The organism is Sinorhizobium sp. NG07B (genome assembly GCF_002532005.1).
GTDB lineage: Bacteria > Pseudomonadota > Alphaproteobacteria > Rhizobiales > Rhizobiaceae > Sinorhizobium > Sinorhizobium fredii_C.
In genome coordinates this window covers 43,412-64,924 of the sequence record NZ_NWTD01000018.1, presented here as the reverse complement: position 1 = coordinate 64,924, position 21,513 = coordinate 43,412, and the positions used below count along the sequence as shown (strand labels likewise).

The window sequence follows — 21,513 nt, the reverse complement described above, 5'->3', positions numbered from 1 at the left end:
GTAACGCCGGTCAGCTGCGATTGCCGAGCGTGGCGATATCGAACACCGCGGCATTGTCCTGATTTCGCGTAGGTCCTGAACATAAGCTTCGAAGACTCTTAACCAACGTGATAGCCAAGGGATCAGAGGCTTAGGTATAGCGGGCGACGCCGCCGACGGTTCGATTCCCTTCACAGGCGGGCATGCTGACGACGGCCTCATCCAGGCGCGAGACAGGCTGCGTTGCTGCCGAAGGCACTGGACTACCGGGATTGCGGAGCAGACACCGGCGAACTGGACACAGCACCGACGGCCTCAGCCGCCGGCAGCCAGCAACCTTCGTTCACGTTCTGTGCTTCGAAAATCGCATAATGTATCGACCGGAACCGCATGCGGTGCATGTAGCAGCGCCATTGGGGAGTGAAGCAATCCGCTGTGTTCTGCTAGCCGGTGGCGACGGCGGTTTCTGAGTGCCGAGATGAGACCGTCGTGATTTTTTGGCCGACCCACGCAGAAAGGTCGGTCCAAAGCTGCTGATCCAGGCCCATTTGGCGAGCAATGTCGATGATCTCCTGATAAGAGATCGGCGTGATTGCGGCCTGGCCGCCCAACCCAGCATCGAACAGGCCCAGTTTTGCCTTCCGAGCCGTCGGAAAACTTGGATGGTCGGCAAAGGCGGCAACCGCAGCGGCGTGGAGGTTGCGGTGCTTGCCAATTGCTGCCGCCAAAACCGCGTTGCGCATCCATTGATAGGCGTCGCCGGCGAAAGGGCAGGGCGCATGCTCAGCCGCCGGGTCTATGGCGAAAACCTGAGGGATGTAATCCCAGTAGCGAATTCCTTTGCCTGTGAGGGTGCAGCGCGAGCGGACGCCGTTGGCCGGATTGACCTGCTCGGCGTAGCTGCCATTGCACTGGCGCTTTCCGGTGCGCGACAAGGCGGTTTGGCTGCATTTTCCCCCCGCTTCAGTAAACTTGCATTCGATGACCAGCACCGCATCTGAACCAACCGCCAGGGCGTCGACTTGCGTTGGCCGGGGCTCTCCCAAGAGACGTTCGGCATCTGTCCACTCAAGGGTTAAGGACCAGGGACCGCCGGGTGTCACGCCGACGTGCCGAGCAATGGCGTCGAGGACCCGGTCGCGATCCATGCTCATCTTGAGCGTGCCGAACACATCAATGGCGATGGCTTGCGAGGAATGCGCCTTGTGCGCTTGAATTCGGTTGTTGCGGTCACGATGCCAGGGGAATGCAAGCCAGTCGCTGATCGCTGCGTGACTGGCCGGAAACAGGTTTTGGCGAACTGCCGCGAAATCTACGGTGATATCTGAAGCAGCCGGCCATTCAGGCATCATTCTACTCCCCATGTGAATCAACCCGTCGGGCAGGGCTGAATGTGCGGGCGGCCGTGCCTGTTTCGGCGCGGGTAGACCGGTGATGCACAGAATCAGTCAACGGAGGCAGAGCGCTAATTAACATTCGGCTTGTCCACCAACTTCTCGATCAACAGCCGAAGCTCTGCCGGCGTCGTGCGGCCAGCCACAACCTCGTAGTAGCCGATCCCTGCACGTCGTAGCGCCTCTTTCTTGACTGCATCGCGCGCGGCTGCGTCACCCTGGTAATGCGCCCCGCCCTGGTATTCGATTGCGTGCCGAGGTTGGCAATTGCCATCCACCAGCAGCAGGTCTACCCTCTTCGCGTTGATGCAACGGTGCGCGAGCGGATCCTCGCTACGGATAATTTCTCCCAACGAGACCTGCGCCATCACTTGCCAAGTCGGGTTGCAGCTAATCACGATGCGGTCCAGCTCCTTGAACACGCGCGCTTCGCTCTTGTTGAGGAGCGGTTGAATGACGTAGTTCGCGCCCATCACGATCCGCAATTGTTCCGGCGCATCGAATCCATTCGGCGCCTGTGGGACAGGCCTCGGAAGCCAGGGCCCAGCGACCAACTTCGGGCCGCTGCGATTTCCCTGCCAGCGTGATCGGTTCCTTGGCCGCCATGCCTGGACATCGGCTATATCCAGATGACGGATGGCCGCCTGCTGGCTCCGCATGTTGGAGAGGATCTGCTCAATAGCCATGCCGACGATAACGCCGACGAAGAGGGCAGCGATCAGCAGCTCAGGCGCCTCAAAATCGCTTACGGTCATGCCGCCGGCAGCAGCTACCGCGACCACCCCGATAACGAGTCCAGGTGCAGCGAAAAGCACCGACTTCTGGCGATACTGCATACTCCACTCCGCCATTTTTGCGCGAAGATCGTAAACGCGGGAGTGTGTTTGCGAAAAGCTACACAAAGTGGTTAATCCCTCGTCCTCAAAGCCCACGACAAGCGGTGCGCGATCACCGGACTGAAGTGATTAACGGCGGCGGCCGGGCCGAAGTCGATGCCGCGCACATTCGACCAGTGGAAGCCAGCGGCCCTGATACTCTTGGGCAATGGGATCTCCGGGACCGCCCAATGGATGTTCGACCGAGGTCTGATCAGCCTTTCCGACGATCTGCAAATCCTTGTTTCACGGCAGGTGAACGATCCGGAGAGCATCCTGTCGCTCATCAACAGAACGGGTCGCGCAATCGTGCCGCAGCGGGCTTTCGAAAGGCCGCATCCGCACTTCCTCCGATGGCACCGGGAAAACTGCTTTAAACATTGAGCGTGGCCGTGCTTTCTCCTGAGGCACCGGCATAGGGTTCGCGGTTCGATTCTCCTCAAGGCGAGGGATAGGAGTCGATCTCGGGCTGGCGGCTTGTTGCCGGCGTCCGATCGTCTCAGTCGGGTGGAGAGCTGATGTAGGAGATCAAGCCGCGGAATGACAGCAATGCGCGCGCGAAGCCGTATTTGAGGGCGCGGCGTTGGTTTCCCCCTAGACAGCGCCTGCCGTCTTGGTCTTCGGTCATGACGCCGGTAAGCTTGGAATTTCCTTTATTGGGAGTCTGCATCCGCCTCGAGGGCGTCTTGTGCAAGCACTTGCCGAGCCTTGGCTTTAGGCCTCGACAATAAAGTTAAGAAGCAACAGGCACAGAACCGCCGTAGTCCCATGTTATCAATCCAAAAGGCCGGCGTGTCCAAATACTGCAAAGTGAACTGCTGCGTTTAGTCAGCCGAATCCTCTACTGTCAGATGATCACTTGTTCCCCAAGCTCGACGACGCGATTCGGAGGAAGATGGAAGTAGTCGGTTGGATCAATCGCCGAGTTGGCCATCGCTATGAAGAGCTTGTCCTGCCATCTCGGCAGGCCGGATTGAGCGTCTGCGACGAGCTTGCGCCGCCCTAGATAAAAGGACGTTGACATGATCTGGAACTTAAAGCCTTCCCTTCGGCAGTGTGCGAGGGCCTGTGAAACATCTTGCTCGTCCATGAAGCCGAACCTCAGCTCCAGTCTGCTGAACCGGTCAGAGAGTTTTGTGAGCGTGTGGCGTTCCTTCTCCGGCACATAAGGGACCCTCGCGGTCTTGATGGTCAGGATGACATTGTGCTGATGAAGCACGTGATTGTGCTTAATGTTGTGCAAGAGAACTGCCGGAGTGGTGTCGGGTGTCGCGGTGAGAAAGATTGCGGTCCCCGGCACCTCAGCAGGAGCATGCTCGGACTTGCGTTCGATCGCGGCCAAGAACTGGCCGAGCGGGACGTCCTGGCGGGTCGTCTTTTCGCGCAAGAGCCTGACGCCCTTTCGCCAGGTCCACATCAGCGTCATCACAATGCCGGCGAAGAGGATGGGCACGTAGCCGCCGTGGTGGATCTTGAACAAGTTGGCGCCGAGGAAAATCAGTTCAAGCAAGAAAAGAGGCAGCAGAAACGCAGTTGCGGTCAGGCCAGACCAGTTCCAGAGATAGCGGACGAACGCGAAGGCGAGAACCGTGTCAATTATCATGGCGCCGGTGATTGATACACCGTAGGCGGGGGCAAGGGCTTCGGAACTCCCGAACACAAACATGAGAACCAGCACGCCGATCAGCAGCGCGGTGTTGACTATGGGCAGATAAATCTGACCCGTCTGCGTTTCCGAGGTGAAGCAGATCTGAAACCTTGGAAGGAAGCCAAGGTTGATCGCTTGCCGCACGAGCGAAAACGCTCCAGTGATCACCGATTGGCTGGCGATGATCGTCGCTACGGTGGCAAGGATCACCACCGGCAACAACGCCCAGTTCGGGAACATCAGGAAAAACGGATTAGAGATCGCATCGGGATGGGAGAGCACCAGCGCGCCTTGCCCGAGATAGTTCAACGCCAATGCGGGAAACACGATTGCAAACCAGGCCGCCTGGATGGGACTGCGCCCGAAGTGACCGAGATCGGCGTAAAGCGCCTCCGCTCCTGTCACCGTGAGGAAGACTGCGCCGAGCACGATGAAACCGACGAGACCGGCATTCCATAGGAAGGCAGCCGCATGGGCGGGATTGAAGGCCGCGAGAATCGCCAGATCGTCACCGATATGGGCGACACCGGCGCCTCCTAACACCAAAAACCAGATGAGGGTGATCGGTCCGAAAAAGACCGAGACGGCTCCGGTGCCACGGGATTGGACGGCAAACAGCAGCACGATAATCCCGACCGAGATCGGCAGGACGTAATCGTGAAGCGCTGGCGTGACGAGCTTCAGCCCCTCGACGGCTGACAGAACGGAAAGCGCCGGCGTGATCATCGCATCGCCGATAAAAAGGGCGGCACCCAGAATACCGGCCACGAACATCGCTGTCGTATACCGCTTTGCCTTTTTCAGGAGCAGGGCAAGCAATGACAGGGTGCCCCCCTCGCCGTCGTTGTCGGCACGAAGCAGGAAGAGGACGTATTTGCAGGTGACGATGATCGTCAGCGTCCAGATCATCAGCGAGATGAGACCGACGACCTCTTCGCGCCCCACACCACCTGCCGCAAAGGGGCGGAGCGCCTCACGGAAGGCATAGAGCGGACTTGTTCCGATGTCACCGTAGACCACGCCGACCGATCCAAGGGTAAGCGCCAGAAACCGGCGCAGGTTATCGGCCTGTGCCGGTGGATGGTCGAGGGAGGCACTCATTAAGTTCTCCACGTCAGCAGCGGCCTGTATGGCAGGGCCAGATATTCGTCACGCGCAAGAAATCGGCAAATCCAGTTTCTCCGCAAACGCTAGAGGCTACGAGAAGTTTCGCGTCCGCTCTTTTGATCCGTCGAAAAGAGCCGCCTCTTGCACAGGTATTTTATCGCCTTTTACCTAAGCCGTATCAGAGGCGGTCCGCTTCCTCGGTGCCTGCTTGCGCGCCGCAGTAGCGCTTTTGAAGATGAACATGTGCTATTGCCGCCCCACTTCGCAGCTGAAAAAGAAGGAATGCCATGCCAGTAGTCGCCTCGTTCATGTACCGGGACGGAAAGCGCGCGGAGGAGTTACCGCTCTCCGCCACGCCGATTGCCTTCAAAGAAAATGAATTCGCTTGGGTCGGCCTGTACGCCCCGACGTCCGAGGAGATGGCGACGCTGCAGCAAGCCTACGGGCTCCACCAGCTTGCCGTCGAGGACGCGCGCAATGCGCACCAGCTACCGAAGGTCGACATTTACGGCGAGCAATTGTTCGTCGTTGCCAAGACCGCACACCTCGAGGGCGACAAGATCGCCTATGGTCAGACGGCGCTGTTCGTCGGTCGACACCATATCATCTCGGTTCGGCAGGGTTCGGCGCGTGCGCACACCGAGCTTCGCGCGCAACTGGAGGCCTCGCCGCAACTGCTGCAGAAGGGGCCGGACTACGTGCTGCATGCGATCATCGACTTCATCGTCGACAGCTACCTTCCGGTCGTGCAAACGATCGAGGACAAGGTGCTGGCGATGGAAAAGCACATGCTGGTCGCTTTTCTCGAGCGCGAGGAGATTCGCCGGATTTTCCGTATGCGCCGGCAGGTCATCCTGTTCCAGCGCATTCTCGGACCCATGTCGGAGGTGGTCGGCAAGCTGGCCAACCTCGATCTGCCATGCATCGACGACCACGCCAAGCCTTACTTCCGCGACGTGCTCGACCATGTCCGGCGAGTAGAGGCGATGGTTAGCGGTCTGCGCGAGGTAATCACCTCGGTGTTCGAGGCCAGCAATCTCCTCGAGCAACAGCGGCAGGGCACGATCACCCGTCAATTGGCCGCCTGGGCCGCGATCCTCGCCGTTCCGACGGCAATCGCCGGAATCTACGGTATGAATTTCGAGCATATGCCGGAATTGGAAACGCGCTACGGCTATTTCGCGGTTCTCGCGACGATCGCGCTGCTATGTTCTTTCCTTTTCTACCGCTTCAGGAAAGCAGGCTGGCTATGATCTTGGTGATCCGATCTCAGCGAACGCTGTGCGGGGCATCTCTTCACCCCGGCGTGCCCGCCGCTTTGCGATGCCTCGACGCACGATCCCGATAGCAGCGCGATTCATGCGAGCGGCGGTGATCATCCCTCCAGGGGCAGCCCGCGGCCCGAGCATGCCGGGCCGAATACGCCCGTTCCGTCAGTGAATGAACCTGCGCAGCGACGCGACCGAGCAGCCGGCATGCGAGGGCGGCAGACTCATCGTCGGCGCGCCGACAAGATCGAGAATGGATTTGGCCGAGGAAAACATCCAGCGCTTCCTACCGATTCGTCTCGGGATAGACCCGGTCCAGGAAGCCCGGCCTCAGCTTTTCGCCCATTAGACAGTCTGCAGGCGGCTCATCCGCGGCGAGACGCAAACGAGCTGCAGGAGAGCGGCCGCTCACCTCAAGAATCAGCTTCTGATGGATGGCGACGGCAAAATCCTCGGCCTCGTGCACGGCAAGCACAAAGGAGCCGGGACCGCCGACGACGCAGTCAAGATAATATTGGTCGAGAGGACCGGACGAGGCGGATGGACGGATCACGATCGCAAGGCCATTGATGATGATGCCGCGGGCTAGCGCTTCAGCACGAGCTGGCGTGACCGGCGGTCCGGTGTTGTTCGGTCCGTCGCCCGAAACGTCCAGAATCCGGCGCTCTCCCGAGAATTCATTCGACTCGATCAGCGACGTGCCAAAGATGATCGCATTCGAGACGGACGTTCCGCGCCGTGTTCCGACTGGGCGTCCTTGCAGCTTGGCCGCGAAGGCGTAGGCGTCGTCAGCATCGTCGATCACCTGCCACGAAATCACGGAGTCCTCGTTTACCAGACCCGCCCATTCGAAATAGCCGATGGCAATGCGTCCGAGGCGGCCGCCTTTGACGGCGTTGATGAAATCCGGGTGCTTCAGCGCCTCGACATAGCCGGAGCGCTGCACGCGCGCCTCCTCCATGTCCATCGAGCCGGACATGTCAACTGCGAGAAGGAGCTCGACATCGACCTCCTCGGCTGCCGCTGCCTGGATAGGGATACAGACGAATCCCAGTATCAATGCCAGCACTTTGAACATCGTCTCGGCCCCCACGTTGGTTGAGACGTGCGCATGGGCAGGGCTCAGGAACAACGCCTCGCCCGCGGCATTATCTTAGCTGCTCGCATCGCCGGGGCAAAGCGTCGCCTGAAGCGCGCCCGAAACTTCATCAGGAGCACGGATGGCCAAAGGATACTGCAGGATGCTGCTCAAGGCCCGGGACTCGATTGTCAACCGGAGACGCCACCGGGCACGCAAGCCATAAGCGTGCACACGGCTGAGGCCGCGTGAAAATGGCGAAAATGTCATCGGCTTCCTCTTCTGAAAAGCGGACTGCCTTCCATCTTCTCAGAAAACTTCGCACGGGAATCCATGTGACAATCATCTGCCGCGAAAACAGGTCACCGGAAAGAAGCCCGGAGTGACCTTTCGGGTGTGGAAAGCGGCAGTTGCCGAATAAGGCGCCGAATGGCCGGTCGACCGACAAAGCCAATGTTAACCTTGATATGGATCATTCCGGCTTCATGACCACGATTGCAACCCAGGGCTCCTGAATACCAAATCCTCCCGCAGCATGGGCAAAGTTTTCCCGTAGCGCGTCCCGGAACAATCACGTTTTTCCTTTAGTACATAAAGCTCGCGTCCGCACGCTACAGATTTCGCCGTCGGATCTACGATCTTCATGACGCCGGTCCTTCTTTGGGCCAGTCTCAGAGATATGAGGACCTCGATCCCAATGCGCGCCAGCTCATCGATGACATTATCGCCGCCGATGTCCTGGTCGTCGGTTCGCCGACCTACAAAGGCAGCTATCCAGGTCTGTTCAAACATTTGATCGACCTGATCGAACCGCTGGCATTGCGGGGCAAGCCGATCGTCGTCACCGCAACCGGCGGCGGAGATCGGCACGCCTTGATGGTCGAGCACCAACTCCGACCGCTCTTCGGGTTCTTCATGGCCCATACGCTGCCAACGGCGATCTACGCGTCCGATCGCGACTTTTCCGAGTCGCGTATCGCGGCGGAACCGCTGCGTCGACGGATTGCCCAGGCGGTCGATGAACTGGCGGCGTTCTTTCCGATGTCGGTGCAGCCGGTGGCTGCGGCGGAATGATCACGGCAGCCGGGTTCCCCCGCGGTCAGAGCTGGAAGCCTTCGCACTGAGCTGAAATGGAAAGGAATTGAAATGGCACGCAAGATCAGACTTGGAGCATTTCTCCCTGGCGGTGGACAGCATGTCGCGTCCTGGCGGCATCCGGATCAGCCAGCCGATGGGGCTACGAATCTCGAGTTTCACAAGCGCCTGGCCCAGACGGCCGAACGCGGCCTTTTCGACGCCTATTTCCTTGCAGACAATCTAGCGATCGGCTTTGGCGGTGCCCGCGAGGGCGGCAACGCCCGCGTGGCTGGATTCGAGCCGGTGACGCTGTTTTCGGCTCTCGCGCCCTTCACTACGCATCTCGGCTTCATCGCCACGTCGTCGACGACCTACGAAGAGCCGTACACCACGGCACGCAAGTTCGCCTCCCTGGATATGATCTCCGGCGGCCGAGCTGGCTGGAACGTCGTCACCACGACAGGCGATCTCACGGCGCAGAACTTCAATCGCGAGACGCAACTGCCTCATGCGGCGCGCTATCATCGCGCCGCCGAGCATGTCGAAGTCGTCATGAAGCTCTGGGACAGCTTCGAAGACGATGCTTTCATTCGCGACAAGGAAAGCGGCGTCTTCTACGATGCGCAGAAACTGCACGAAAGCGACCACCGCGGCGAGCACTTCCAGGTGCGCGGCCCGCTCAACGTCTCGCGATCGCCCCAGGGCTATCCGGTCATCGTCCAAGCGGGCCAGTCCGACGATGGCCGCGGGCTTGCTGCCGCCACTGCCGAGGTGATCTTTACTGCCCATCAGCACATCGGAACGGCCCAGGAGTTCTACCGTGACATCAAGGGGCGCGCCCGCCGCCTCGGACGCAATCCGGATCATATCCTCGTCATGCCCGGCGTTTCTCCTTTCGTGGGCAGGACGGAAGCCGAGGCGCGCGAGAACTACGAGCGCCTGACCTCCCTGATTGTTGAAGAGGATGGCATCGGCCTCCTGAACGGCCTGACCGGGGGCACACTCGACCTGCATGGCTACGATCTCGACGGACCGCTACCGCCCGCGCCGCCAACAGAAGGGATGAAGAGCCGCCAGGCGCTTATCCGCCAGATCGCTGACGAGAACAATTTCACCATTCGCCAGCTCTATCAGTGGATCGCGTCCGCCCGTGGCCATTACACGATCGTCGGCACGGCCGAGCAGATCGCTGACACACTGCAGGAATGGTTCGAAAATGAAGCCGCCGACGGCTTCAACATCTTGCCGCCATGGCTCCCGACAGCGCTCGACGACTTCGTCGATCTGGTGATCCCGGAATTGCAGCGGCGTGGCCTGTTCCGAACGGCATATGAGGGCAGGACGCTCCGCGAAAATCTCGGCCTGCCTTTCCCCGTCAATCGCTGGTCAGCCGCGCGATCGGCCATCCAGGCCGCCGAGTGAGGAGCGACCATGTCCTATGAAAACGTCAACTCATCGCTGACAACGAACTTCCGAGTTACAAGCCGCGAACGGACGGGTCTGGCGATAGCGCCACGGCTGCGTGGGCTGATCGGGGCGTTTCTATCCCGCTATGGCTTGGTGGCGGGCTTTCTCGTCCTGTGGCAGGTATCGAGCGGCCGCGGCTGGGTCAATCCGGCGGTCTTTCCCTCGCTCGATGTGATTCTGGCCGCCCTGTGGGACGGCCTTGCCAGTGGCGCGCTGCTGGACGATATCGCCATAAGCCTGCAGCGCTCGGGAATCGCATTCGCATCAGCGGTTGCGATTGGCATCCCGCTCGGTCTCTTCATGGGGCAGGTCAAGGCTATCGAGCAAGCGCTTGATCCGCTCCTGCAGTTCTTTCGCCAGACCTCTGCGCTGGCCCTCTATCCGGTCTTTATCCTGCTGCTCGGTCTGGGAGAGACCTCCAAGGTCTTTGTGATCTTCTGGGCGACGCTGTTCCCGACCCTCCTGTCGACGATCGGTGGCGTCAAGGAGGTGGACACCAAGCTCATCGAGATGGCGCGTACCTATGGGGCAGGGCGGTTTACGATATTTCGTCGTGTCGTGCTTCCGGCGTCGGTGCCGGCGATCTTCGTCGGTTTGCGTCTCTCGGCCACGACGGCGCTGCTTCTGCTGATAGCGGCCGAGATGATCGGCGCCAACAAGGCATCGGCTTCCAGGTCATGAATGCCCAATACAACTTCCAGATCCCCCTGATGTTTGCGGCGATCCTGCTGCTTGCGTTGCTGGGGCTCGCCGCCAACACCGTGCTCGTTCTGCTCCAACGCAAGCTTTGCCGCTGGTCTCAACCCAACGCTTGACGTGCTTCCCCGGCATTCCTCTGAAAGGACACTGATATGACCTTCCATTCCCGCAAGCTCCTGCTGTCCGCAGCTCTCTTTCTCGGTATCACAGGCGCTGCCACGGCGGCCAATGCCATCAAGCTCCGTTACCTGGCGAGCCAGGGCGGCCTGTCCGCCCACGAGCTTGCCGCCGAACTCGGCTATTTCGAGGGCACTGGGATCACCATCGAGAACATTGGCTACGCCGCCGGCGGCCCGGCATCGCTGATCGCTCTGGCATCTGGCGACGTCGAGATCGGCAGCGCCGCAACCTCCGCCGTGTTGAACGCGATCATCAGCGGCAACGACTTCGTCGCGGCCTATCCGTCGAACGGTATCAACGACGAAGTGCAGTCGATCTTCTACGTTCTGGAAGACAGCCCCATCAAGGACATCAAGGACATTGCCGGCAAGAGCGTCGCTGTCAATACGCTCGGGGCGCATCTCGATTACACCATTCGCGAAGCCCTGCACTCTGTGGGACTGCCGTCGGATGCCGCCAATCAGGTCGTCGTACCCGGACCGCAGCTTGAGCAGGTTCTCCGCTCCGGGCAGGTCGACGTTTCCGCCTTCGGTTATTGGCAGACGACCTTTGAAGGCGTCGCCAGGAAGAATGGCGGCCTCCGTGCGATCTTCGATGACACTGACGTTCTCGGCGATATCGCCGGTGGCTTCGTCGTGCTGCGACGAGACTTCGTGAAGGCGCATCCGGAAGCCGCCAAAATCTTTGTCGAGCAGTCGGCGCGCGCTCTCGACTATGCGCGTGAGCATCCGGAGGAGACGAAGCAGATGTTGGCGAAGGCGCTGCAGGAGCGCGGCGAGAATCCGGACATCGCGCAATATTTCCGCGGCTATGGCGTCCGTCCCGGCGGCCTTGCGGTCGAGCGCGACGTCCAGTTCTGGATCGATGTGCTTGTCCGCGAGGGCAAGCTGAAGGAGGGGCAGTTGGCGGCCAAGGACATTCTGTTCGCGACCGACGGTGCTTCGGCGAGTAACTGAGGAAACGCCATGAGCTTCGCACAGGAAAACCGTAGCGGAGAGGTGACGATCCGTCATCTCTCCAAATCCTTCACCCTGAATGGCAGGACCTTGCCGGTATTGAAGGACGTCAATCTGCACATTCGCTCCGGTGAAAGCCTGGCCATTGTCGGCGCAAGCGGATCGGGCAAGACGACCCTGTTGCGGGTCCTGGCCGGGCTTGACGAGGCCGATGACGGAGAAGTCCTGATCGACGGCAAGGCAGTCAAAGGAGTCGGCGCCGAGCGCGCCGTCATCTTCCAGGAGCCGCGGCTCCTGCCCTGGTTGACGGTGATCGACAATGTCGCCTTTGGCCTGGAAACACGTGGCGTGCCTCGCGAGGAGGCACGGGCGCGGGCGCGCCGTTATGTTATGCTAGTCGGCCTGCAGCAGTTCGAGAACGCCTATCCGCGTCAACTTTCGGGCGGCATGGCGCAACGCGTTGGCATGGCCCGCGCTCTTATCGTCCAGCCGGAGATCCTACTGCTCGACGAACCGCTTGGCGCTCTCGATGCCATGACCAAGATCAGCATGCAGCAGGAACTCGCGCGGATCTGGCGCGACGAGGATGTGACCACTATTCTCGTTACGCATGATCTTGAGGAGGCGATCTATCTGGCCGACCGCATTCTGATCCTGCCGCGCGAGAAGGGCGGTGAGCCGCGGCTGATCGAGATCGATCTGCCCCGTCCGCGCGACCGCAGCGCGCGCGAGTTTGTCAAACAACGCGAGGAGCTGCTGAGACTTTTCGGACTGCACTGAAGTCTCGGTCTGGCAACTTCCGAACACCGCCGTCGGAACACGCGTGAGATAAGCCAACGCCCCTTTAAAGCATGGCCGCGGAAGGGAATCGCTCTTTGCTGCGCCAATTCGGATACTTTCCCGGCTTTCCCGCCCGGCGTTCGGGAGGTACTTTCGTTCGGCAAAGCATGGAGGTCGAGATGGGAGCGACGAAACTTGCCGGAGTAGTGAAGCTAGCGCTGATGCTCGGGATGCTGCAGCTCGGCCCCATCGATCTCGCGTTTGCCGACACGACAATCCTGAACGTCTCCTTTGATTCGACGCGTAAGCTCTACAAGGAACTCAATGCCGTCTTCGCCGAGAAGTGGAAGGCGGAAACCGGCGAGACGGTGTCCATCGATATGTCACACGGCGGTTCCGGTAAGCAAGCGCGGTTGGTAATCGACGGCCTCGAAGCCGATGTGGTGACGCTGGCGCTCGAAGCCGATATCGACGCCATTGCTCAGGCGACCGGAAAGATGCCGGCCGATTGGAAGAAGCGGCTCGAAAACAACAGCGCTCCCTATACCTCGACAATCGTCTTTCTGATCCGCAAGGGTAATCCGAAGGCCATCAAGGATTGGGGTGACCTGACCAAGGGCGGCGTTCAGATCATCACGCCGAATCCGAAGACCTCGGGCGGCGCCCGCTGGAACTTCCTCGCGGCTTGGGCCTGGGCACGTGCTGCCAACAACGGCGACGAGGCCAAGGCGCAGGAGTATGTGGCGCAGCTCTTCAAGCGTGTTCTCGTTCTCGATACCGGCGCGTGGGGAGCGATGACCACCTTCGTCCAGCGCGGTTTTGGCGATGTGCTGCTCGCCTGGGAGAACGAAGCCCATCTCGCGCTCGAGGAACTCGGCCCAGACAATTTCGAGATCGTCACCCCGTCGATCTCCATCAAGGCCGAACCGCCGGTGGCGCTCATCGATGGCAATGTTCGCAGAAAGGGCACGCGGACTGTGGCGGAAGCCTACCTAAAGTTTCTTTACACCGATGCTGGGCAGAAGATCGTCGCCAAACATTACTATCGACCCTTCAAGCCAGAACTTGCCAATCCCGTTGACATTGCGCGCTTCGCCGATCTCAAGCTGGTGACGATTGACGAATTCGGCGGTTGGAAGGAAGCTCAGGAGAAATTCTTCGCTGATGGTGGGATCTTCGACCAGATCTACGAGCCGGGTCGATAGGATTCATGCCGGTCGACAGACGGCGAAGAGCTTCGCTAAGGCGTCGCGACTGCTGCCAGCGGCAGGCATCGAGAGAGCGAGACATTCATGGAAGTCCGCGTCCAGAACCTACGCAAGGAATTTGGCCGCTTTCCGGCGCTCGTGGATGTGAGCCTGGATATCCACTCAGGCGAGCTGATCGCGCTGCTTGGCCCGTCCGGCTCGGGCAAGACGACGCTGCTCCGGCTCATTGCCGGGCTCGAAAGCCCGACCGAAGGCATGATCTTCTTCGATGAGGAGGACGCATCGAAGAAGACGGTGCAGGAGAGAAACATCGGCTTCGTCTTCCAACACTACGCTCTCTTCCGGCACATGACCGTGCTTGACAACGTTGCATTCGGTTTGAAAGTGCGGCCCAGCAAGAAGCGCCCGCCGGCCGACGAGATCCGCCGTCGGGCGCTCGACCTCATCGAACTGGTGCAGCTCTCGGGCCTCGAAATCCGCTACCCGGCCCAGCTTTCCGGCGGTCAGCGACAGCGAGTGGCGCTCGCTCGTGCCATGGCAGTCAATCCGAGCGTGCTGCTACTCGACGAACCCTTCGGCGCGCTCGACGCACAGGTGCGCAAGGAACTCCGTCGATGGCTGCGCGAAATTCACGACCGCACCGGTTACACGACGGTCTTCGTCACCCACGATCAGGAAGAAGCGCTCGAGCTTGCCGACCGCGTCGTCGTGATGAGCAAGGGGGCAATCGAACAGGTGGGCACAACCGACGAGATCTACGATCGTCCTGTTTCACCCTTCGTCTACGGGTTCATTGGCCAATCGAACTGCTTGAACGTCACCTTGGCAACGGGCGAGATCTGGTTCGATGGCCGGCCGATTGGCCTGAGCGCAGCAAACGAACAGGATGGATCGGCGACGCTCTATTTTCGCCCGCACGACGTCGAGCTCATCGAAGGAGCTGGTGGCTGTCTCGCGGGCCGAGTGACGGCGAGTCGCCGCGTAGCCGGCACGCGCCACCTCGAATTGGATATAGGCAAGGCAAACCCTTCGATCGAGATCGAGTTGTCGCCCGAGCGGGCGTCCTCCGCCGACCGCGCCCGCATCGCGTTCCGACCCACCAAATGGAAGCTGTTTCGCGGGGAGTGACCAAGGATTCGGCGCAGGACGCCGTTCTCAGCCCAATGATTGAGTGCGAGCAGCGTGCGGTCCGAGGCAAGCAAGCAATACCCAGACTGGTGTCAAGAGGACAGGCCATTTTCGATGGACAACAGTGGATTAATATTTGGCAACATGGAGGTCGACATGCGCTCGAATAAACTTGCCGGAATCATGAAACTAGCACTTGTGGTCGGAAGCTTGCAGCTCGGCTCGATCGGTGTTGCCGCCGCTGATACGACAATCTTGAACGTGTCCTATGATCCGACGCGGGAACTCTACAAGGACTTCAACGCCGCTTTCGCAGAGAAATGGAAGGCGGACACCGGCGAGACGGTGACGATCCAGACCTCGCATGGCGGCTCGGGCAAGCAGGCCCGATCGGTGATCGACGGGCTCGAGGCAGACGTGGTGACGCTGGCGCTTGAAGCCGATATCGACGCGATCGCCAAGGCGACCGGCAAGATCCCGGCCGATTGGAAGACCCGCCTGGAAAACAACAGCGCCCCCTATACCTCGACGATCGTCTTCCTGGTCCGCAAGGGCAATCCGAAGGGGATCAAGGACTGGGGTGACCTGACCAAGGAGGGCATCCAGGTCATCACCCCGAACCCGAAGACCTCGGGCGGCGCCCGCTGGAACTTTCTCGCCGCCTGGGCCTGGGCACGCGGCGGCAATGGTGGTGACGACGCCAAGGCGCAGGAATACGTGACGCAGCTCTTCAAGCACGTTCCGGTGCTGGATACCGGCGCGCGCGGCGCAACCACTACCTTCGTGCAACGCGGCCTCGGCGACGTGCTGCTCGCCTGGGAGAACGAAGCCTATCTTTCGCTGGAAGAACTCGGCCCCGACAATTTCGAAATCGTCACCCCGTCGATTTCGATCAAGGCAGAGCCGCCGGTGGCCCTTGTCGACGGCAATGTCGACAGCAAGGGGACCCGCAAGGTTTCCGAAGCCTACCTCAACTATCTCTACAGCGATGCCGGCCAGAAGATCGCCGCCAAGCACTATTACCGGCCGTTCAAGCCGGAGCTTGCCGACCCGAAGGACACCGCCCGCTTTGCCGATCTCAAACTCGTCACTATTGACGAATTCGGCGGTTGGAAGGAAGCTCAGCCGAAATTCTTCGCCGATGGCGGGGTCTTCGACCAGATCTACAAGCCGGGACAATAGATCCATCGTGCATTTGGTCGCCAAACCAATCGCCGTCGCTGGTGAATCGTCTTATCCGTCAATACAGGTCGAGCCCAAGACCCTCAACAGACGTTATCAGCGATCGTGTAGCGGCTGCGGCTAAGGCTTGGTTGCCGTCGCTTGGCCGCCCGGTGGAATAAATCAACCTCCTCCCCGACGCTCGCGGGAGGTTGATTTCACTGCAGGTGAAATCTAGCATATAAAATTGCTAGATTTACTAGATAAATTAACGTGAAATCGTCGGCGTAGCTTCAAGAACCCCAAGGACGGCCTTGAATGACGACCACGCTCAAACGACTCGCTCTCGCCTTGACGACCTTTGCTGCCACGAGCTTTCCGCTATCGAACGTTTTTGCCGAAGAGGCGGGACAGCCGGTCAAGGGCGGAACGCTGATTTACCTGGAACAGCAGGCCCACACCAACCTCTATCCGCCCGCGGGTGGTTTCTACCCAAACGGAGGGGTGCTCAACCAGATCACCGACAAGCTCACCTATCAGAACCCGAACACGCTCGAGATCGAGCCTTGGGTCGCCGAATCCTGGACGATCAACGACGATGCGACGGAATATACCTTCAAGATCCGTCTCGGCGTCACCTTCTCGGACGGCACACCGCTCGATGCGGCGGCGGTAGCGAAGAACTTCGACGTTTACGGGCTCGGCAACAAGGCGCTGAAGCAGCCAGTTTCGGAGGTGATCAACAATTACGAACGCAGCGAAGTTGTCGATCCGCTGACGGTCAAGTTCTATTTCAAGAGGCCTTCTCCAGGCTTTCTTCAGGGGACATCGGTCATCGGCTCAGGCCTCGTTTCCTTGAGCACGCTGGCGCTGCCTTTCGAAGAACTGGGTGACGCGACCAAGATCATTGGCTCCGGTCCCTTCGTCGTCGAGAGCGAAACCCTTGGAAAGGAGTTGAACCTGAAGGCGCGCGAGGACTACACTTGGGGTCCGGCAAAGCTCGAACATCAGGGGCGCGCCTATCTCGACGGAATCAAATACATCATCACCGGCGAGGATAGCGTCCGGATCGGCGCGTTGCTCGCCGGCCAGGCGGACTTCATCCGTCAGGTGCAGGCCTATGATGAAGCGCAGGTCGAGGCGCAGGATTATCATGTCTATGCGCCATCCACCCGTGGCGTGAACAACAGCGTCGTCTTCCGTCCGGACAATCCGCTGGTCGCCGACGTTCGCGTTCGCCGAGCGCTTTTGCACGCGACCAACACCAAGGAGATCGTCTCGACGCTCTTCTCCAAGAACTATCCACAGGCGACCTCGATCATCGCCTCAACCGCGCTCGGCCATGTCGATCTCTCGGAGAAGCTTGCCTTCGACCCGGATCAGTCGAAGAGGCTGCTGGACGAGGCCGGCTGGACGCTCGGCTCCAACGGCCTGCGCCAGAAGGACGGCAAGGAGTTGGTGCTGACGGCCTATGAATCGCTGCCGCAGCCGCAGAATAAGGAGACGCTGCAGCTCGTCGCCCAGCAATGGGGCAAGCTCGGCGTCAAGCTCAACGTGCTCGCCGGCGACAGCGGCAGCAAGACGGTCGACGACCTCGACCCGCTGAAAACGCCGGTTTCACCCGCGATGGTGGGACGTGCCGATCCCGACGTCATCAAGAGCCAGTACTATCTGAAAAACCGCGACGTTCTGCGCCAGAAGGGCGGCTTGAGCGACAAGGTCCAGAGCTTCGTCGACGACAGGCTGAACGGTCTCCTCGAACAGCTCGCCTCCGAACCGAATATCGAGAAGCGTCTCGCGATCGCCGGCGACGTACAGAACTATGTCGTCGATCAGGCCTATGCGATCCCGATTTTTGAAGAACCGCAGGCGTTCGCCGGTGCACCCTATGTTCAGGGTATCGCCTTCGAGGCCGTCGGGCGCCCCAGCTTCTACAGCACCTGGCTCGCGGAACACTGACCGCTCCGCCGGCGCGTCACGGAAGCGCGCCGGCCGGGTCCACCGGATCAAAGGCGAGGGCACAATGACGTCCAGATACTTGTTCAGCCGCATCGGCCAGGCGCTTTTGGTGCTCTGGGCCGCCTTTACGGTCTCTTTCGTCCTCTTGCAGGCGATGCCGGGGGACGCCATCCTCATCAAGTTCCAGAACCCGGAACTCGGCCTGACGCCTGAGCAGATCGCCGAAATCCGCGCCTCCTATGCCGTCGACAACCCACTCTGGCAGCAATATATCCAGAGCATCGGCAACTTCCTGACGGGCAACTTCGGCTATTCCGTTCAAGCCGGCGTGCCGGTGAGTGCCAGCCTTGCCGCGCATCTGCCGGTCACGCTGAAGCTCGCGACGCTTGGTTTCCTGGTCGCCGTAGTCTTCGCCGTTGCAATCGCCGTCCTTTCGAGTCTCGCGCCCTTCGCCTGGCTTCGGTCCGCGATCCAGTCGATCCCGTCGCTGATTGTCTCCATCCCGACCTTCTGGCTCGGTATCATGCTGATCCAGATCTTTTCGTTCCGGCTAAAACTCGTTCCGGTCATCAATCCCGGGCCCTGGCAGGAACTGATCCTGCCAGTTGCGACGCTCGCGGTGCCGATCTCGGCGCCGCTCGCCCAGGTGCTGGTGCGCAATATCGAGGCGGTGCTGACCCAGCCCTTCGTCGCCGTCGCGCGAGCAAAAGGAGCGACGCGTACATGGGTCTTGTGGCGTCATGTCACGAAGAACGCGCTGCTGCCGACATTAACCATCGCCGGCGTCCTCTTCGGCGAGCTGATCGCCGGCGCCGTCGTCACCGAAACGGTCTTCGGCCTCAACGGCATCGGCGGCCTGACCGAACGCGCGGTCGGCGCGCAGGATGCGGCGGTGCTGCAGGCGATCGTCGTCCTCTCCGCTGCAGCCTTCGTCGTCATCAACCTCGCCGTGGATCTCCTTTACCCCGTGCTCGATCCGCGCCTCAGGACAAAATCGGGAGCTACGGCATGACGAGCTTCGACGCGATCCATAGCGGACTCGGTTCAGACGGCCACGCCGTTGCGGGCTCGTCGCAGCGCAAGCCACTAGCCCGCCTTGCAAGGCGGCTGCCCCCGGGTCTCGCGCTTTCCTGGCTTATCCTCGCCATCGTTTTTCTCTGGGCGATCGTCCCGGCACTGTTCACGAGCTACAGCCCCGTCGAGGGTGTGGGAGGAGCGCAGCTCAAGCGCCCGGACGCGCTTCATTTGCTCGGCACCGATGCGCTGGGCCGCGATCTCTATGCCCGCATCGTCCACGGCGCGGTCCATTCTCTGTCCGGCTCTTTCGTCGCGGTCGGCCTCGGTCTAGTGGTGGGCACCACGTTCGGCGTGATCGCGGGCTCCGTCGGCCGCAGATTCGACGACGCGATCATGCGCATCGTTGACGTGCTCTTGTCGATTCCGCCACTTCTCCTTTCGCTCAGCATCATCATTCTGCTCGGATTTGGCACCGTTAATGCCGCAATTGCCGTCGGCGTGACGTCAGTAGCTGGTTTTGCGCGCCTTGCCCGGTCCGAGGTCGTGCGGGTGCGCAGGAGCGACTACGTCGAAGCCGCGTTCGGAAGCGGGGGAACCTTTCGGGCGGTGCTCTGGCGGCATGTCCTGCCGAACTCTCTCACCTCGGTGATCGCGATGGCAGCGATCCAATTCGGATCCGCCGTCCTTCAGATCTCGACGCTTGGCTTCCTCGGCTACGGCGCACCGCCGCCGACGCCGGAATGGGGGCTGCTGATCGCCGAGGGCCGCAACTACATCTCGACGGCCTGGTGGCTGACGACCGCTCCGGGCGTCGTCGTCGTGCTGGTCGTCCTCGCCGCCAATCGCGTCAGCCAATCCTTCGGAAAGGTGACCTCATGACGGGCTCCGATATTCCGCTCCTGGAGGTCTCCGACCTCGCGATCTCTTACCACGACGGCGAGCGCTACCATCCGGTGGTGCACGGCATCAGCTTCCGGGCGGAGCCCGGCGAGGTAGTGGCTCTCGTTGGCGAATCCGGTTCCGGCAAGACGACGACGGCGCAGTCGATCATCGGTCTGCTTGCCGACAACGGCCGCGTGGACCGCGGCACGATAAGGCTGAACGGCACGGATATTTCCCGCTGGTCGGACAGACAGTTCGACTCGATCCGAGGTGCCCGGATCAGCCTCGTGCCGCAGGATCCGGGGAGCTCGCTCAACCCCGTCAAGACGATCGGCGCACAACTCGGTGAGATCCTGGAGATTCATGGCAAGGCGCGCGGAAGGGACCTGGGACGCCGGGTCGTCGAGCTACTCGAGCGCGTCGGCCTCATCGAACCGGGACTGAGGGCAAGGCAATACCCGCATGAGCTCTCCGGCGGCATGCGCCAGCGGGTGCTGATCGCCATTGCCATTGCGCTGAAACCCGAGCTCATCATCGCCGACGAACCGACAAGCGCGCTCGACGTCACGGTGCAGAAGCGCATCCTCGACCTGATCGACGAATTGCGTGCCGAATACGGCACCGCGGTACTTCTTGTTACTCACGATCTCGGCATTGCCGCCGACCGCGCCGATCGGCTGGTCGTGTTGCAGGGCGGCCGCATTCAGGAGGAGGGGAGAGCAAGTGAGGTGCTTGCTTCGCCGCGCAGTCCCTACACAAGGCAGTTGATCGCCGATGCGCCGTCGCTCTCGCGCTCGCCAGCGCGCATAGCGGCAACCGTCCGCTCGTCGACGAACACGATGGTCGATGACGTTGTCGTGGTGGAGCAATTGGTGCAGGAATTTCCGCGCCCTTCCAGGGGCGAGGCGCCGTTGCGCGCCGTCGACAATGTTTCCTTTCGCGTTCGGAGAGGTACGACACACGCGATCGTCGGCGAATCCGGCTCGGGCAAGACCACGACCGTCCGGGCAATCATCGGCTTCCAGAAGCCGACGTCCGGCACCCTCCGAGTTGACGGAACGGAGCTTGCAGCGCTTGGCGGCGAGGCTTTGCGGCAGTTCCGGCGCAAGATTCAACTCGTCTACCAGAACCCCTATGGCTCGCTCGATCCGCGCCAGACGGTGATCGACATCATCGAGGAGCCGCTGCTCAACTTCAGCCCGGTGCCGCGTTCCGAGCGCCGCGAGAAGGTCATGTCGATTCTGACGCGCGTAGGCCTGCCGGAAACGGCGGCTTTGCGGCGGCCGCATGCGCTCTCCGGCGGCCAGAGGCAGCGGGTAGCGATCGCACGCGCTCTAATCCTGGAACCGCAGGTGGTGGTGTTGGACGAAGCGGTCTCCGCCCTCGACGTGACGGTTCAGGCCCGCATCCTCGACCTGCTCGACGAGCTGCAGCAGGATCTCGGGCTTACCTACCTCTTTGTCTCGCATGATCTCGCGGTTGTCCGACAGATCGCCGACACCGTCTCGGTCCTGCGGGGCGGGCGACTGGTTGACGAGGGGCCGGTCGCCCAAGTCTTCGAGCAACCGGGAAGCGACTACACCCGCGAACTCATCAACGCCATCCCCGGCCGGAAGCATCCGGCCTTCGCGTGACGCAAACGATCGACAG

The 21,513-nt window shown here is 60.9% G+C and carries 15 protein-coding genes and 3 pseudogenes; 14 read left to right on the top strand and 4 right to left on the bottom strand.

Annotation, left to right across the window (positions count from 1 at the left end; genetic code table 11):
* Positions 1 to 422 precede the first annotated feature (422 nt).
* Both CO664_RS28005 and CO664_RS28000 read right to left on the bottom strand, forming a co-directional pair.
* Positions 423 to 1,331: a hypothetical protein gene (locus CO664_RS28005; protein ID WP_176536699.1), complete on the bottom strand. Its 909-nt coding sequence runs from the start codon at positions 1,329 to 1,331 to the stop codon at positions 423 to 425.
* A 113-nt stretch (positions 1,332 to 1,444) separates the two neighbouring features.
* On the bottom strand, positions 1,445 to 2,209 hold the full coding sequence (locus CO664_RS28000; RefSeq protein ID WP_097540576.1) for a DUF2726 domain-containing protein: 765 nt from the start codon (positions 2,207 to 2,209) through the stop codon (positions 1,445 to 1,447).
* 78 nt (positions 2,210 to 2,287) lie between these two features.
* Here CO664_RS28000 and CO664_RS31475 point away from each other — a divergent pair.
* Positions 2,288 to 2,632: pseudogene (locus CO664_RS31475) on the top strand (restriction endonuclease); the annotation flags it as partial.
* A 463-nt stretch (positions 2,633 to 3,095) separates the two neighbouring features.
* On the opposite strand, the gene CO664_RS27990 reads toward CO664_RS31475, so the two are convergent.
* Positions 3,096 to 4,997: a potassium transporter Kup gene (locus CO664_RS27990; protein WP_097540575.1), complete on the bottom strand. Its 1,902-nt coding sequence runs from the start codon at positions 4,995 to 4,997 to the stop codon at positions 3,096 to 3,098.
* Between the two features lie 293 nt (positions 4,998 to 5,290).
* On the opposite strand from CO664_RS27990, the gene corA reads away from it, so the two are divergent.
* The gene (gene corA, locus CO664_RS27985; RefSeq protein WP_097540574.1) at positions 5,291 to 6,256 is read left to right on the top strand and encodes a magnesium/cobalt transporter CorA; all 966 of its coding nucleotides are present in this window, start codon (positions 5,291 to 5,293) and stop codon (positions 6,254 to 6,256) included.
* A 301-nt stretch (positions 6,257 to 6,557) separates the two neighbouring features.
* On the opposite strand, the gene CO664_RS27980 is transcribed toward corA, so the two are convergent.
* On the bottom strand, positions 6,558 to 7,349 hold the full coding sequence (locus CO664_RS27980; protein ID WP_097540573.1) for a DUF1194 domain-containing protein: 792 nt from the start codon (positions 7,347 to 7,349) through the stop codon (positions 6,558 to 6,560).
* Between the two features lie 630 nt (positions 7,350 to 7,979).
* Between CO664_RS27980 and CO664_RS27970 the strand changes: the two are divergent.
* From CO664_RS27970 to CO664_RS27915, 12 genes and pseudogenes are all read left to right on the top strand, one after another.
* A pseudogene (locus CO664_RS27970) lies at positions 7,980 to 8,423 on the top strand (NAD(P)H-dependent oxidoreductase); the annotation flags it as partial.
* 72 nt (positions 8,424 to 8,495) lie between these two features.
* Positions 8,496 to 9,848, top strand: coding sequence for an LLM class flavin-dependent oxidoreductase (locus tag CO664_RS27965; RefSeq protein ID WP_097540570.1), 1,353 nt, complete (start codon positions 8,496 to 8,498; stop codon positions 9,846 to 9,848).
* Positions 9,849 to 9,857: 9 nt separating this feature from the next.
* Positions 9,858 to 10,708 (top strand): annotated as a pseudogene (locus CO664_RS27960) (ABC transporter permease).
* Between the two features lie 36 nt (positions 10,709 to 10,744).
* A complete protein-coding gene (locus tag CO664_RS27955) occupies positions 10,745 to 11,728 on the top strand; it encodes an ABC transporter substrate-binding protein (protein ID WP_097540569.1) in 984 nt (327 codons plus the stop codon).
* A gap of 9 nt (positions 11,729 to 11,737) precedes the next feature.
* On the top strand, positions 11,738 to 12,508 hold the full coding sequence (locus CO664_RS27950) for an ABC transporter ATP-binding protein (RefSeq protein ID WP_097540568.1): 771 nt from the start codon (positions 11,738 to 11,740) through the stop codon (positions 12,506 to 12,508).
* A 179-nt stretch (positions 12,509 to 12,687) separates the two neighbouring features.
* Entirely contained in the window at positions 12,688 to 13,713 is a 1,026-nt protein-coding gene (locus CO664_RS27945; RefSeq protein WP_097540582.1) for a sulfate ABC transporter substrate-binding protein, read from the top strand.
* Positions 13,714 to 13,800: 87 nt separating this feature from the next.
* Positions 13,801 to 14,844: a sulfate/molybdate ABC transporter ATP-binding protein gene (locus CO664_RS27940; RefSeq protein WP_097540567.1), complete on the top strand. Its 1,044-nt coding sequence runs from the start codon at positions 13,801 to 13,803 to the stop codon at positions 14,842 to 14,844.
* Between the two features lie 156 nt (positions 14,845 to 15,000).
* Positions 15,001 to 16,026 carry a sulfate ABC transporter substrate-binding protein gene (locus CO664_RS27935; RefSeq protein ID WP_097540581.1) on the top strand — a complete coding sequence of 342 codons (1,026 nt, stop codon included), beginning with the start codon at positions 15,001 to 15,003 and terminating at the stop codon, positions 16,024 to 16,026.
* A 297-nt stretch (positions 16,027 to 16,323) separates the two neighbouring features.
* Positions 16,324 to 17,964, top strand: coding sequence for a TIGR04028 family ABC transporter substrate-binding protein (locus CO664_RS27930; RefSeq protein WP_097540566.1), 1,641 nt, complete (start codon positions 16,324 to 16,326; stop codon positions 17,962 to 17,964).
* A 64-nt stretch (positions 17,965 to 18,028) separates the two neighbouring features.
* Positions 18,029 to 18,976, top strand: coding sequence for an ABC transporter permease (locus CO664_RS27925; RefSeq protein ID WP_097540565.1), 948 nt, complete (start codon positions 18,029 to 18,031; stop codon positions 18,974 to 18,976).
* On the top strand, positions 18,973 to 19,860 hold the full coding sequence (locus CO664_RS27920; RefSeq protein WP_097540564.1) for an ABC transporter permease: 888 nt from the start codon (positions 18,973 to 18,975) through the stop codon (positions 19,858 to 19,860). Before CO664_RS27925 ends, CO664_RS27920 begins: the two co-directional genes overlap by 4 nt.
* Positions 19,857 to 21,497, top strand: a complete 1,641-nt coding sequence (locus tag CO664_RS27915) for an ABC transporter ATP-binding protein (RefSeq protein ID WP_097540563.1) — start codon at positions 19,857 to 19,859, stop codon at positions 21,495 to 21,497. The genes CO664_RS27920 and CO664_RS27915 overlap by 4 nt, the downstream gene beginning before the upstream one ends.
* Positions 21,498 to 21,513: the final 16 nt, after the last annotated feature.